Annotated in this window: 12 protein-coding genes; 3 read left to right on the top strand and 9 right to left on the bottom strand. The window is 70.9% G+C overall.

What is annotated here, in order from left to right; all coding sequences use genetic code 11:
• The first annotated feature begins 50 nt into the window (after positions 1-50).
• Together N7L95_RS21120 and N7L95_RS21115 are read left to right on the top strand one after the other, a co-directional pair.
• A complete protein-coding gene (locus N7L95_RS21120; protein WP_301257216.1) occupies positions 51-899 on the top strand; it encodes a dioxygenase family protein in 849 nt (282 codons plus the stop codon).
• A 66-nt stretch (positions 900-965) separates the two neighbouring features.
• Positions 966-1,574 carry a DUF938 domain-containing protein gene (locus N7L95_RS21115; RefSeq protein WP_301257215.1) on the top strand — a complete coding sequence of 203 codons (609 nt, stop codon included), beginning with the start codon at positions 966-968 and terminating at the stop codon, positions 1,572-1,574.
• Between the two features lie 37 nt (positions 1,575-1,611).
• Here N7L95_RS21115 and N7L95_RS21110 read toward each other — a convergent pair whose 3' ends face one another.
• Positions 1,612-2,706 (bottom strand): BMP family ABC transporter substrate-binding protein, encoded by a 1,095-nt coding sequence (locus N7L95_RS21110; RefSeq protein ID WP_301257214.1) that lies wholly within the window; start codon positions 2,704-2,706, stop codon positions 1,612-1,614.
• Between the two features lie 370 nt (positions 2,707-3,076).
• Here N7L95_RS21110 and N7L95_RS21105 point away from each other — a divergent pair, with 370 nt between their 5' ends.
• The gene (locus N7L95_RS21105) at positions 3,077-3,517 is read left to right on the top strand and encodes a lysozyme inhibitor LprI family protein (protein WP_301257213.1); all 441 of its coding nucleotides are present in this window, start codon (positions 3,077-3,079) and stop codon (positions 3,515-3,517) included.
• A 70-nt stretch (positions 3,518-3,587) separates the two neighbouring features.
• Here N7L95_RS21105 and N7L95_RS21100 read toward each other — a convergent pair whose 3' ends face one another.
• The 8 genes from N7L95_RS21100 to N7L95_RS21065 all read right to left on the bottom strand — a co-directional run bounded on the left by N7L95_RS21100 (position 3,588) and on the right by N7L95_RS21065 (position 13,233).
• Complete coding sequence (locus tag N7L95_RS21100; RefSeq protein WP_301257212.1) at positions 3,588-4,628, bottom strand: adenosine deaminase; 1,041 nt, start codon at positions 4,626-4,628, stop codon at positions 3,588-3,590.
• 20 nt (positions 4,629-4,648) lie between these two features.
• Entirely contained in the window at positions 4,649-5,872 is a 1,224-nt protein-coding gene (locus N7L95_RS21095; protein ID WP_301257211.1) for a PEP-CTERM sorting domain-containing protein, read from the bottom strand.
• A gap of 218 nt (positions 5,873-6,090) precedes the next feature.
• Positions 6,091-7,251, bottom strand: a complete 1,161-nt coding sequence (locus N7L95_RS21090; protein WP_301257210.1) for a BMP family ABC transporter substrate-binding protein — start codon at positions 7,249-7,251, stop codon at positions 6,091-6,093.
• 80 nt (positions 7,252-7,331) lie between these two features.
• A complete protein-coding gene (locus tag N7L95_RS21085; RefSeq protein ID WP_301257209.1) occupies positions 7,332-8,258 on the bottom strand; it encodes an ABC transporter permease in 927 nt (308 codons plus the stop codon).
• Position 8,259: 1 nt separating this feature from the next.
• Positions 8,260-9,375, bottom strand: a complete 1,116-nt coding sequence (locus tag N7L95_RS21080; protein WP_301257208.1) for an ABC transporter permease — start codon at positions 9,373-9,375, stop codon at positions 8,260-8,262.
• Positions 9,362-10,930, bottom strand: a complete 1,569-nt coding sequence (locus N7L95_RS21075; RefSeq protein WP_301257207.1) for an ABC transporter ATP-binding protein — start codon at positions 10,928-10,930, stop codon at positions 9,362-9,364. The genes N7L95_RS21080 and N7L95_RS21075 overlap by 14 nt, the downstream gene beginning before the upstream one ends.
• Positions 10,931-10,941: 11 nt before the next feature.
• Positions 10,942-12,285: a guanine deaminase gene (gene guaD, locus N7L95_RS21070; RefSeq protein ID WP_301257206.1), complete on the bottom strand. Its 1,344-nt coding sequence runs from the start codon at positions 12,283-12,285 to the stop codon at positions 10,942-10,944.
• Positions 12,286-12,330: 45 nt separating this feature from the next.
• Complete coding sequence (locus N7L95_RS21065; RefSeq protein WP_363324851.1) at positions 12,331-13,233, bottom strand: LysR substrate-binding domain-containing protein; 903 nt, start codon at positions 13,231-13,233, stop codon at positions 12,331-12,333.
• Positions 13,234-13,344 lie beyond the last annotated feature (111 nt).

The following is a 13,344-nucleotide window of genomic DNA, read 5'->3' as shown; positions in this document are numbered from 1 at the left end:
GTTCAAGCCATCGCAACGGACCACCGTCTGCCCGGTGCTGCAATGGCTGCATGAAGACCGCCACCTCCCTGCCACCCCTGTTCGTCTCGCACGGCTCGCCCATGATCGCGCTGGAGCCGGGCGCCACCGGTGCCTTCTTCGGCCGCCTGGGCCAGGCCCTCGACCGTCAGTTCGGCCGCCCGCGGGCGGTCCTCGCCATCTCGGCGCATACCGCAACCCGGCAGCCGGTACTGCTCGGCGCTGCGCAGCATGAGACGGTGCACGATTTCGGCGGCTTCCCGCCACCGCTGTACGCGCTGCGCTATGACGCGCCCGGGGCGCCGGCCCTTGCCGCCCAGGCGGCCGGCCTGCTGCAGGCGGCCGGCATCAGCGTGCAAGTGCGGCCCGAGGGCGGGCTGGACCACGGCATCTGGACCGCGCTGATGCACCTGTGGCCCGAACCCGACGTGCCGGTGCTGCCGCTGTCGCTGATGCCACACGCCACACCGGCCGAGCAGTTCGCCATCGGCGCGGCGCTGGCACCGCTGGGCGACGATGGCGTCCTGCTGCTCGGCACCGGCAGCATCACCCACAACCTGCGCCTGCTGTCGTTCGGCGGGCCGGTCGAAGGCGTGCCGGAGCGGCCGGAATCGGCCGCCTTCCGCCGCTGGGTGCTGGAGCGTTCAGCCGCCTGCGACTGGGCGGCGCTGTTCGACTACCGCCGGCAGGCACCCCATGCAGCGCTGATGCACCCGACCGACGAGCACTGGCTGCCCTTCTACCCACCGGCCGGTGCCGGTGGCCGCAACCATGCGCCAGTGCGCCTGCACGAGGGCGTGACGTTTGGCGTGCTGGGCATGGACGCCTATGCCTTCGGCCCGCAGGCCGCGGCACTCGCCCGGGCACTGCAGGCAGCGTGATAGCGGCGGCGGCGCCGCCGCGGGCCACCGCCCCGGGGCAGGCGCCGCGTCTTGCACAATGCCGGCATGCCGATGCCCGATGCCCGCCGCCACAGCCCCGCCGCCGAGCGCAATGCGGGCCCCATCCTGAGCGTGCTGCAGGAATGGCTGCCGCCGGCCGGCGGCAGCGCGCTGGAGGTGGCCAGTGGCACCGGCCAGCATGTGGCCTGCTTCGCGGCGGCCCTGCCGGGATGGACCTGGCAGCCGACCGACTTCGACCCGGCCGCCCTGCCCTCCATCGCCAGCTGGACCGAAGGCCTGCCCGGGGTGCTGCCGCCACGCCAGCTCGACGTGACCGCGAGCGACTGGGGCCTGCCCCGCTACGACCTGCTGTACTGCGCCAACATGATCCACATCGCTCCGTGGGCCGCCTGCCTGGGCCTGCTGCGCGGTGCGGCCGCCCACCTGCAGGCCGGCGGCCGGCTGGTGCTGTACGGCCCCTACCGCATCGACGGCCAGCACACTGCGCCCAGCAATGCCGCCTTCGACACCGAGCTGCGCCAGCGTGATCCGGCCTGGGGCGTGCGCGACCTGGGCGAAGTGCGGCAGGCGGCGCTCGCCCACCGGCTGGCACTGGTGCAGCAGCGCCCGATGCCGGCCAACAACCTCTGCCTGCTGTTCCAGGCGGCCGCGTGAAGGCCGCCGTCGCACGTTGCGGCCGTGCCTGCGGCGCTCAGCGCTTGGGGAAGGCGCCGACCACGCCTTCGACGTAGTAATCCATGGCCGAGATCGCGGCCTCGTCCATCTCGCCGCCGGCCAGGCGCTGCCGCCCTTCGTTGTCGACGATGCGGCCCGAGAAGGGGTGGAAGACGCCCGACGCGATGGCCTGCCCGCGGGCGCGCACCAGCGCCACCACGTCCGGTGGCACGCGCGGATGGAAAGGCGCCAGCTGCACCATGCCGTCCTTCAGCCCGCCCCAGGCCGGCGAGGCGCTCCAGCGGCCGTCGAGCACCGACTGCGCCACCCCGGTGTAGAAGCGGCCCCAGTGGTGCGTGACGGCGGTCAGCTGGCCCTTGGGTGCCAGCGACCGCATGTCGCTGTGGTAGGGAATGCTCATCACGCCCTGCTCCTCGGCCGCCTGCACCGCGGCGGTGGACGCACTGTGGTGGGTGATGACATCGGCCCCCTGGTGGACCAGCGTGACGGCCGCGTCGCGTTCCCGCGCGGGGTCGAACCAGTTGTTCAGCCACACCACGCGCAACTGGGCCTTGGGGTTCGCGGCCCGCATGCCGAGCGCGAAGGCGTTGATGCCCTGCACCACCTCGGGCACCGGGAAGCCGGCCACATAGCCGGCCGTGCCGGTCTTGCTCATGCGCCCCGCCACCAGGCCAGCCAGGTAGCGGCCCTCGTAGAAGCGGGCGTTGTAGGTGGCCACGTTGGGCGCCGTCTTCCAGCCGCCCATGTGCTCGAACTTCACCGCGGGGAAGTCGCGCGCCACGCGCAGCGTGGGCTCCATGTAGCCGAAGCTGGTGGTGAAGATCAGCTGCACGCCCTGCTGGGCCAGGTCGCGGATGACGCGCTCGGACTCCGGGCCTTCGGCCACACCCTCGACATGGCGGGCCACGACGCGGCTGCCCAGCGCCTTCTCCATCTCCAGCCGGCCCAGCTGGTGCTGGTAGGTCCAGCCCGCTTCGCCCACCGGGCTGACGAACACGAAGCCCACCTTCAGCGGCACCGGCTTGGCGCCCTGCGCCAACGCGGCGGCCGGCAGCAGGCAGGACAGGGCCAGCCCGAAGCGGGCGGCGACATGGCGAAGAGCTGGGGACATGGCGATCCGGAGCGATGCAGGGGAAGGAAACGCCACAGGATACCCAAGCGGCGCGCATCGGGGAGTGTCGTCTCCCTCCGCACGTCGGGCCTTGCCCTGGCTCAGCCAGGCAGCGCGCGGCAGGCGGGAGACGGCACCCCCCCGCCAAGGGGAGCGCGTCGGCCCCTCGCCATCGGCACAATCGCGCGGCTCGCGGCTCGCGGCTCGCGGCTCGCGGCTTGGGGCTTGGGGCTTGGGGCTTGTGCCCGGCGCCCACGGAGCGCTCGGGCCGGCGAGCTTCAGGCGTCTCCCCTGGCCGCCATCCCGCAGGACGGCGCCGCCATTGCGCAAGGAAGCACCAGCGAAAGAAAGAATGAAAGGAAGCCGGACGATGCTCCCGGTGAACTGGAAGGCCACCCTGGCCTGCCTGCTGTATCTGCTGCATGGCCTGGCTTCGGCCGGTGAACTCGCGGCCGAACCTGACACCCGGCAGGCATGCGGCCACCACTCGCAAGCCGGCATGCGCGACTGCCTGGCCGCGCTGGCCGACGACAGCACCAGCGCCTTGCGGCAGGCCGAAGCTCGTGCACAAGCCGCGCTGCAGCGTTGGGACGAGGACGCCCGCTACGTCGCAGCCGCCACCGCCCGGCTGGCAGCCGCAGCCCGGGCCTTCGGGCGCTACCGCGAAGCACAGTGCGGCTGGGCCGCTTCGCTGCGCGGCGGCGCAGCGGGCAATGCCCGCGAGATCACCCGCCTGGCCTGCGTCGTCGAGCTGAACCGCGGGCGGGTCCGCCAGCTCGACACCGCCATGGCGCCACTGCCCGCCCGGTAAGCGCCCACCCCGGCCGCTTCTCGGGGCAGCAGCCAGGGCGCCGGCGCACTTGGCTGCGGTATCCCGCGGCTCAGCGGAACTCGTCGAACAGCTGGTCCAGCCGCTCGATCCAGCGCGCCTTGTCCTCGGCGCTGGCGAAGCTCGCCTCGAAGCTGTTGCGGGCCAGCGTGTAGGCATGGCTTGCGTCGAGTGGCAGCGCAGCGAAGGTTTCGAGGTAGTTCTGGTTCAGGTAGCCGCCGAAGTAGGCGGGGTCGTCCGAGTTGACGGTGGCCACCAGGCCGGCCGCCAGCAGCTCGCCCAGGTTGTGCTGGTGCATCTCGCCGAACACGCGGAGCTTGATGTTCGACAGCGGGCACACCGTGAGCGGCACCCGCTCCTGGGCCAGGCGGCGCACCAGTGCCGGGTCTTCGACGCAGCGCACACCGTGGTCGATGCGCTCGACCTTCAGCACATCCAGCGCATTGCGGATGTACTCGGGCGGGCCCTCCTCGCCGGCATGGGCCACCAGGTGCAGCCCCAGTTCGCGGCAGCGGGCGAAGACGCGGGCGAACTTCTCGGGCGGATGGCCGCGTTCGCTCGAATCGAGGCCCACGCCGATGAAGTGCTCGCGGTAGGGCAGCGCCTGCTCCAGGGTCTGCAGCGCCTCGTCCTCGCTGAGGTGGCGCAGGAAGCACAGGATCAGCTCGGCGCTCACCCCCAGCTCCGCCCGCGCCCGTACGGTGGCCCGCTTGAGGCCGCGGATCACGATGCCGATGTCCACGCCGCGCGCGGTGTGCGTCTGGGGATCAAAGAAGATCTCGGTGTGCAGCACGTTCTCGGCGGCGGCCTTGCGCAGGTAGGCCCAGGCCATGTCGTGGAAGTCGTCCTCGGTCAGCAGCACGCTGGCGCCGGCGTAGTAGATGTCGAGGAAGCTCTGCAGGTCGGTGAAGGCATAGGCCGCCCGCAGCGCCTCGACGCTCGGGTAGGCCAGGCTGACCCGGTTGCGCTCGGCCAGCGCGAAGATCAGCTCGGGCTCCAGCGAGCCCTCGATGTGGATGTGCAGCTCCGCCTTGGGCATGGCGGCGAGCAGGGCCGGCAGGCGCTCGCGGGGGATGTGGGGGAAGGTGTTCATCGTGGGCAACCGCCATCTGTCTATCGATGCGGCACCTTACCATCGGCGCCGCCTGCCCGCCGCCGCCAGCGCCATGCCAGCGCGCCCAGCCCGCCGAGCGTCAGTGCCACGCTGCCAGGCTCGGGCACCGGCGTCAGCAGCACCAGCTCCTGCCGGCCGCCCACCCAGGCCTCCACCAGGACCTGCCCACGGTCGTTGACATCGGTGGCGCGGCGCAGGTCCCAGCCGGCGAACACCGCCGGGTTGCCCTCCAGCAAGGACACGAGTGACATCGCCTGGCCATCGATCCACAGCGCGGCTTGCTGGCCGCTGGCACCCACCACCCAGCCGGCCTCGTTGATGTCGAGGGCACGGCCGGTGGTGGCACCGGCCAGCGAGTCGAGCAGTGTCATCGCGCCGTCCGACCACAGCGCCGCACGGCTCGCGGCATGCTCCTCGGTGGTGTCGCCACCCTCCTGCACGGCCGTGCCGGCCACTTGGCCGGCTTCGTTCAACGCCGCGCCGCGGGCGAAATACCAGCCTTGCACGGTGCTGGTCAGCTGCTGGAAGCTGCCGTCCTGCCACAGCACCGCCTGGCTGCGCGGCACCCACTGGCCCTGCGCATCGAGCACCGGCACCTTCACCTCGCCGACCACCTGGCCACGGTTGTTGAGGTCGTGCACGCGCACGTCGTGCTGATCCGGGCGCAGGCGCTGCTCCGGGTCGGCCACATGCTCCAGCCGCGTCGGATTCCCGTCCTGCCACAGCACCGCCCGCCGCTGGTCGGCGACGCCGTCGATGCCGGCGACCACGCCCTGGTTGTTGATCGCCTCGGCCGCCTCCACCGCCCCCAGCCGCGGCAGCACGACAGGTGCGGCGGCCCGCGAGTCCCAGCGCACGCCGACAAAGGCCTGGTGGGCGGCGGAATAGCCCCGCCCGACGATGACGCCCTGGTCGTTGATGCCGCTGAGCTGCACGGCGCCGGAGAAGCCGTCCGGGTCGCCCCCTGGCAGCGGCTGCACCACCCGGGTCTGGCCCTGCCGCCAGGAGAAGGCGATCGGGTCGCCACTGCCCTGCACGCTGATGCCAATCACTTCGCCGTGGTTGTTGAGGCCCGCGGCATAGGCCTCGTCGACCGGCGATGCGGTGTCGGGAAAGGCAATGCGCTCGACCCGGAAGCGCGGAGCCTCCACCGCCGCCCCGGCGCCTGCCGGTACACCCAGCGCTACCAGCGCCGCCACCATGCCCGCTTTCAAGATGTCCATGCCGTCATCTCCCGAAACCGTGTCGATGTGAAGAACTGCACATGAGTGCGGGCCCAATCTACCGCCGGCGCCGCGCGGGAGCAAGACGGTGCGGCACGGGCACAGGCCTTCTTCGATGCCGCCACCGGGCGAGCGCCAAGAAAAAAGCCGCCCGGCGGGTGCCCGGGCGGCTCTTGTCTCGACAGCGGCCTGAAGCCGCCCGCAGCGTCGGCTGCCGCTTATTGCGCCGAAGGCAGCTTGCCTTCCACGCCCTTCACATACCAGTTCACGCCGTGCAGGAACTTGTCGTCCGCCACCGCGTCCTTGGCCAGCATCTCCTTGCCGGACTGGTCGGCGATGGGGCCCTTCCAGATCACGAAGCTGCCGTCCTTCAGGCCGGCCTTGACCTTCTCGAGCTGGGCCTTGGCCTCGGCCGGCACCTTGTCGGACACGCTCACCAGGTCGATCGCGCCTTCCTTCACGCCCCACCAGGCGGCACCGGTGCTCCAGGTGTTGTTCAGCACGTCGTTGATCGCCTTGCGGTAGTACGGCGTCCAGTTGATGACGGCCGAGCCCAGGTGCGCGTTGGGGCCGTAGCTGCTCATGTCGGAGTCCCAGCCAAAGCCGAACTTGCCGGCCTTCTCGGCCGTCTGCAGCACGGCCGACGAATCGGTGTTCTGCATCAGCACGTCAGCGCCCTGGTTGATGAGCGACTGCGCCGCCTCGCCTTCCTTGCCCGGGTCGAACCACTTGTTGACCCACACCACCTTGGTCTTGATGTCCGGGTTGACCGACTGCGCGCCGAGGGTGAAGGAGTTGATGTTGCGGATCACCTCGGGAATGGGGATCGAGGCGACCACGCCCAGGGTGTTGCTCTTGGTGACCTTGCCAGCGATCACGCCCGCCATGTAGGCGCCCTCATAGGTGCGCGAGTCGTAGGTGCGCAGGTTCTCGGCGGTCTTGTAGCCGGTGGCGTGCTCGAACTTCACGTCCTTGTGGTCGCCGGCCACCTTGAGCATCTGCTCCATGTAGCCGAAGGTGGTGCCGAACACGAGCTTGTTGCCCTGGCCCACCATGTCGCGCACCACCCGCTCGGCATCCGCCGCCTCGGGCACGTTCTCGACGAAGCTGGTGGCGATCTTGTCGCCGAACTCGGCCTGCAGTTCCTTGCGTGCGCGGTCGTGCGCAAAGGTCCAGCCGGCGTCGCCCACCGGGCCGACGTAGGCGAACGCGACCTTCAGCGGCTCGGTGGCGGCCGCGGGTGCCTGCGCGGCGGAGGCGGGCTCGGCGGTCGGCGCGGCAGCCTCTTCCTTCTTGCCGCAACCCACCAGGGCCGCGGTGGCCACGAGCGAGCTGAGCCCCGCCAGCTTGAGCAGGGAACGTTTCGTCTGATCGGTCATGTCGTCTCTCCGGGAGATGCGCGAAAGCAAAGCAGCGATTATCGGTTTATTGAAGATCGAAAACACCCGCGGCGCGCCGCTCAGCTGCCGGGGTGGAAGGGCTTGCCCAGCGAGGCCGGCATGTTGATGCGGATCCAGGTCGGGTTGCGGGAGATGAGCACCAGCACCACGATGGTGGCCAGGTAGGGCAGCATGGTGAGCAGCTGGCTCGCGATCTCGACGCCCTGCCCCTGCAGGTGGAACTGCAGCATCGTGACGCCGCCGAACAGGTAGGCGCCCAGCAGCACCCGCGCCGGCCGCCAGGTGGCGAAGGTGGTCAGGGCCAGCGCGATCCAGCCCTTGCCGGCCACCATGCCCTCGACCCACAGCGGCGCATACACCACCGACAGGTAGGCGCCCGCCACGCCGCACAGCGCGCCGCCGACCACCACCGCCAGCAGTCGCAGCCAGCGCACCGGGTAGCCCAGCGCATGGGCCGACTCGGGCGACTCGCCAATGGCCCGCAGCACCAGCCCCCCGCGCGAGCGGTACAGGAACCAGGCCAGCCCCAGCGCCAGCACGATGGCGAGATACACCATCGGGTGGTGCTTGAACAGCGCCGGCCCGACGAAGGGCAGCTCGGCCAGCCCCGGGATCTCGAAGTGCGGCCGCTGGCTCAGCTTGGCCTGGGTGTAGCCCACGCCGACGAAGGCCGAGAACCCGGCGCCGAACAGGCTCAGCGCCAGCCCGGAGGCGTACTGGTTGGTGTTGAACCAGATCACCAGCACGCCAAAGGCGGCGGCCAGCAGGGCGCCGGCGCCCGCCCCGGCCGCGAAGGCCAGCAGGTCGCTGCCGGTGTGCACCGCAGTGGCGAAGCCGGCGATGGCGGCCACCAGCATCAGGCCTTCGGCGCCGAGGTTGACGATGCCGGCCCGCTCGTTGATCAACAGGCCCAGGCCCGCAATGGCCAGCACGGTGCCCGCGTTCATGGACGCCGCGATCAGCAGCGCAATCGACTGGCTGTCCATCTCAGGCTGCCTTCTTCTCGGTCGTGGGTTGCCCGTGCACGGCCAGGGCGGCCTGCGCGGCGCTGGCCTGCCAGCGCACCCGGTAGTGGATCAGCGTGTCGCAGGCCAGCAGCGAGAACAGCAACAGGCCCTGGAACACGCCAGTGATGGACTTGGGCAGTCCCAGGCGCGACTGCGCCAGCTCGCCGCCGATGTAGAACATGCTCATCAGCACCGATGCGAACACGATGCCGCCCGGATGCAGCCGCCCGACAAAAGCCACGATGATGGCGGCGAAGCCGTAGCCCACCGGCACGTGCGGCGTCAGCTGGCCGAGCGGCCCGGCCGCCTCCAGCGCACCGGCCAGCCCGGCCATGCCGCCCGAGGTCAGCAGCGCCACCCACAGCGAGCGCCGCGCCGAGAAGCCGGCATAGCGCGCCGCCTGCGGCGCCAGCCCGCCCACCTGCAGCTGGAAGCCGGCATAGGTGCGGAACAGGAACAGCCAGAACAGCCCCACCATGCCGAGCGCGATCAGCAGGCCCACGTTGGTGCGCAGGCCGGTGAACAGGCGCGGGATCTTGGTGGCGTCGAGGAAGCTGATGGTCTGCGGGAAGTTGTAGCCCTGCGGGTCCTTCCACGGCCCGTAGACCAGGTAGCTCAGCACCATCTCGGCCACGTAGACCAGCATCAGGCTGACCAGGATCTCGTTGGCGTTGAAGCGGTCGCGCAGCAGCGCGACCACAGCCGCCCACAGCACGCCGCCCAGCACCCCGGCCAGCAGGATGGCAGCCACGATCCAGCGCCCGGTGTCGGGCCCCGCCTGCATCGCGACGCCGCCCGCGAACACCGCGCCGAGGATGAACTGGCCCTCGGCCCCGATGTTCCAGACATTGGAGCGGAAGCACAGCGCCAGGCCCAGCGCGATGAGGATCAGCGGCGTGGCCTTCAGCGCCAGCTCGCTGAGCGCGTAGGCGCTCTTGAGCGGCTCCCAGAAGAACATCTGCAGCCCGCGCGCCGGCTCCTTGCCCAGCAGGGCGAACAGCAGCACGCCAATGACGACGGTGATGGCCAGCGCCAGCACCGGCGAAGCCAGGGACATCAGCTTCGAGGGCTGAGGGCGCGCCTCAAGCTTGAGCATGGGACCTCTCCAGGCGGGACGACGGCTCGCTGCCCGCGTTCGGCGCCGCATCGGCGCCCTCCTGCGGCCACAGGCCGCTCATCCAGGCGCCGAGCTGCTCGACGGTGGCCTGCGAGGCGGGGAGGGACGGCGACAGCCGGCCCTGCGCGATCACCACCAGCCGGTCGCTCAGCTCCAGCAACTCGTCCAGCTCCTCGCTGACCACCAGCACCGCGCAACCCGAGTCGCGCAGCTTCAGCAGCTCGCCGCGGATCTGTGCGGCGGCGCCCACGTCCACGCCCCAGGTCGGCTGCGCGACGATCAGCACCCGCGGCTGCGCGTCGATCTCGCGGCCGACCAGGAACTTCTGCAGGTTGCCGCCCGACAGGCTCTTGGCCGCCGAATCGGGCCCGCCGGCCTTGACGTTGAAGCGGGTGATCAGGTGCTGGGCCAGCGCGCGCACCGCGCCCACCCGTACCCATCCGGCCGGGCCGCGCACGTTCTCGGTGCGGGTCAGCAAGGTGTTCTCGGCCAGCGAGAGGGTGGGCACGGCGCCGCGGCCCAGGCGCTCCTCGGGCAGGAAGTGCAGGCCCGCCTCGCGGCGGCGCCGCGGCGTATGGCGGGCGATGTCCTGGCCAAACAGCTGCACGCTGCCGCGCGGCGCGCGCAGGTCCTCGCCCGACAGCGCGGCGAGCAGCTCCTGCTGGCCATTGCCCGAGACGCCGGCCACGCCCAGGATCTCGCCACCACGCAACTCGAAGCCGACCGACTTCAGGTCGGTGCCGAAGGGGTGCGAGCGCGGCAGCGACAGGCCCTGCACGCCCAGCGCCACCGGCCCGGTCTTGGGCGGGCGGTGCACCAGCTGCGGCGGCTCGGCGCCGATCATCAGGCGCGACAGGCTGGCATTGCTCTCCTGCGACGGGTCGACCTCGCCGGTGACCCGGCCGCCCCGCAGCACGGTGCAGTGGTGGCACAGCGTGCGGATCTCGTCGAGCTTGTGGCTGATGTAGAGGATGGAGCAGCCGCCGGCGGCCAGCTGGCGCAGCGTGACGAACAGCTTCTCGACCGCCTGCGGCGTGAGCACCGAGGTGGGCTCGTCGAGGATCAGCAGCTGCGGGTTCGTCAGCAGCGCGCGCACGATCTCCACGCGCTGGCGCTCGCCGACGCTGAGGGTGTGCACCGGCCGCTCGGGGTCCACCTCCAGGCCGTATTGGCCGGAGACGGCGCGGATGCGGTGGCTCACCTCGGCCAGCGAGCCCGCCTTGTCCAGGCCGAGCCAGACGTTCTCGGCCGCGCTCAGGGTGTCGAACAGCGAGAAATGCTGGAACACCATGCTGATGCCCAGCTGGCGGGCCTCTTGCGGGCTGCGGATCAGCACCGACTGCCCGTTCCAGCGGATTTCGCCGGCGTCCGGGCGCACCGCGCCGTAGATGATCTTCATCAGCGTGGACTTGCCGGCGCCGTTTTCGCCGAGCACCGCGTGGATCTCGCCGGGCGCGACCTTCAGGTTCACGCCGTCGTTCGCCTTCACCGACGGGTACTGCTTGCTGATGTCGTGGAGTTCGAGTCTGAGCATCGCCAAACGCCTCAGGGGCGGTCTAGGGGGCTGGCCGCGGGGCCGGGCCGGCGGTAGCGCTCCTCGCCGGCCACCCAGGTGGACGCCACGTAACGCTCGTCGCCGAGCGTCATCCAGGCAAAGACCCGCTCATGCAAATCGCGCGCCACCTCATGCCGGCGTTGCGCCACCGGTCCCTGAGCCCAGTCCCACACCACCAAGTCGGCGAGTGTACCGGGCCGCAAACTTCCGATCTCATCGGCCAGCTTCAGTTGTTCGGCTGCGCCCAGCGTGGCGGCATGCAGCGCCTTCCATGCGGTGAGCTTCTGGCCCTGCAGCGCCAGCACCTTGTAGCCGTCGGCCAGCGTGCGCAGCATCGACAGCGAGGTGCCGCCGCCCACATCGCTGCCGACGTTCACCGCCACGCCCTGCGACTCGGCCTGCCGCCAGTCGAACAGGCCGGAGCCGATGAACATGTTGCTCGACGGGCAGAAGGCGATGCTCGCGCCCGCCTCGCGCAGCACGGCACGGTCGGTGTCGTCCAGCCAGATGCCGTGGGCGAACACGGCCCGGTCGTTCATCAGGCCATGGCGCACGTAGATGTCGAGGTAGCTGCGGGCCTCGGGGAACAGCTCCGCCATCCAGCGCACCTCGGCCCGGTTCTCGGCCACATGCGTCTGCAGGTAGACGCCGGGGTGGGCCGCACACAGCCGCCCCGCCATTGCCAGCTGCTCCGGCGTGGAGGTGGCGGCGAAGCGCGGCGTCACCGCGTAGCCGGCGCGGCCGCGGCCGTGCCAGCGCTCGATCAGATCGACGCAGTCGCGCTCGGACTGGTCGACGTCATCCAGCAGGCCCTCAGGCGCATGCCGGTTCATCAGCACCTTGCCGGCCAGGATGCGCATGCCGCGCTGCGCGGCCGCGCCGAACAGCGCCTCGGCCGAGACCTTGTGCACCGTGGGGAACACCAGGGCCGAGGTGGTACCGCAGGCCAGCAGCGCGTCCAGGAACAGGGCCGAGCCGCGCTCGGCCTGTACCGGGTCCGCGTACTTGCGCTCGGCGGGGAAGGTGTAGGTGTTCAGCCATTCGAGCAGCTCGGTGCCGAAGCTGGCGATCACGTCCACCTGCGGGGCATGCACATGGGTGTCGATGAAGCCCGGCGTGACGAGCTGGCCGCGGCAGTCGATGCGCCGGCCGCCTGGGGCGAGCCAGGCGTCGGCGCCTGCGTCGTCGGCGCAGGCGCCGTGGATGCGGCCGTGCTCGTCGACCAGCAGCCAGTGGTCGGGCCGGAAGCGCACGGCGGCGCCGGGGTCGACCTGCCAGCCGGGATCGGCGGTCAGGTCCAGCAAGTCGCCACGCAGGGCGATGCGTTGTTTCATCGTGAAGGCCTTGTGTGCGGGGCTCCTCGCCCCTTGTTCTTGCGGTCAGCGGCTGGTCAAGCCCCGTGCGACGTCACGCACGCGCTCGCGGAACCAGCGGTGCGCGGCCGACGGGTGAGTGCGGTCGTGCCACAGCTGGTAGTAGTTCATCGGCGGAAAGGCGACCGGGCAACGCACGATCTTGACTGGCAGCTGCCCCAGGTAGCGCTGGCAGAACTGCCGCCCGGTGGTGAGCACCAGCAGGCTGCCGGCCACCATCTGCGGGATCTGCCCGAAATGGGCGCTGCGCACCGTCACCTGCCGCTCCAGGCCGAGCGACTGCAGGTGTGCGTCGATCACGCCGCGGGCGTCGCGCCCGTTGTGCAGCGGGGTGGGCGCCACATGCTGGCAGGCCAGGTATTTGTCGGCCGTCCAGCCACGTGGCGAGCGCACGGCCGGATGGTCCTCGGCGACCAGGCAGACCACCTCGTCGGTCATCAGCCGGCCCAGGTGCAGGTCTTCCGGCGGCGCCATCCAGTTGCCCACCACCAGGTCGACCTCGCCGGACACCAGCCGGCGCTGCACGTCGAACTCGGCCGACAGCGGCAGCAGTTCCAGCCGCACGCCCGGGGCGGCCTGCTTCACGGTGGCCACCAGCTGCGGCAGGAACAGCGGATCCAGGTAGTCGCTCGCCGCGACCCGAAACAGCGCCTGGCTGGCCGCCGGCTCGAAGCCGCGGCTGGCCTGCTGGCGGCCGAACAGGCGATCGGCCTGGTCGAGCAGCTCGGCGGCGGTGGACATCAGCTCCAGCGCCACCGGGGTGGGCGCCATGCCGTTGCCCGAGCGCACCAGCAGCAAGTCGCCGGTGGCCTCGCGCAGCCGGCGCAGGTGGGCACTGACCGCCGGTTGCGACAGGTCGAGCTTCAAGGCGGCACGGGAGACGCTGCATTCGGTGATCAAGGTGTGCAAGACCCGGACAAGACGAAGCTCAATGTTGTCGAAATGCTCACGGCCGGCCATATGAGCCCACAAATATCAGGTATGCGTATTTTCGTATAGATAGAGGGAAGCAGGCTGGCC

The organism is Eleftheria terrae (assembly GCF_030419005.1).
Lineage (GTDB): Bacteria > Pseudomonadota > Gammaproteobacteria > Burkholderiales > Burkholderiaceae_C > Caldimonas > Caldimonas terrae.
Note: the sequence above shows the minus strand (reverse complement) of the source record. Positions and strands in the feature narration are given on the sequence as shown.

Bases quoted from the DNA above. Each gene is read 5' to 3' on its own strand.
- N7L95_RS21120 (WP_301257216.1), top strand. From the start codon at position 51: ATGAAGACCGCCACCTCCCTGCCACCCCTGTTCGTCTCGCACGGCTCG.
- N7L95_RS21115 (WP_301257215.1), top strand. From the start codon at position 966: ATGCCGATGCCCGATGCCCGCCGCCACAGCCCCGCCGCCGAGCGCAAT.
- N7L95_RS21110 (WP_301257214.1), bottom strand. From the start codon at position 2,706: ATGTCCCCAGCTCTTCGCCATGTCGCCGCCCGCTTCGGGCTGGCCCTG.
- N7L95_RS21105 (WP_301257213.1), top strand. From the start codon at position 3,077: ATGCTCCCGGTGAACTGGAAGGCCACCCTGGCCTGCCTGCTGTATCTG.
- N7L95_RS21100 (WP_301257212.1), bottom strand. From the start codon at position 4,628: ATGAACACCTTCCCCCACATCCCCCGCGAGCGCCTGCCGGCCCTGCTC.
- N7L95_RS21095 (WP_301257211.1), bottom strand. From the start codon at position 5,872: ATGGACATCTTGAAAGCGGGCATGGTGGCGGCGCTGGTAGCGCTGGGT.
- N7L95_RS21090 (WP_301257210.1), bottom strand. From the start codon at position 7,251: ATGACCGATCAGACGAAACGTTCCCTGCTCAAGCTGGCGGGGCTCAGC.
- N7L95_RS21085 (WP_301257209.1), bottom strand. From the start codon at position 8,258: ATGGACAGCCAGTCGATTGCGCTGCTGATCGCGGCGTCCATGAACGCG.
- N7L95_RS21080 (WP_301257208.1), bottom strand. From the start codon at position 9,375: ATGCTCAAGCTTGAGGCGCGCCCTCAGCCCTCGAAGCTGATGTCCCTG.
- N7L95_RS21075 (WP_301257207.1), bottom strand. From the start codon at position 10,930: ATGCTCAGACTCGAACTCCACGACATCAGCAAGCAGTACCCGTCGGTG.
- guaD (WP_301257206.1), bottom strand. From the start codon at position 12,285: ATGAAACAACGCATCGCCCTGCGTGGCGACTTGCTGGACCTGACCGCC.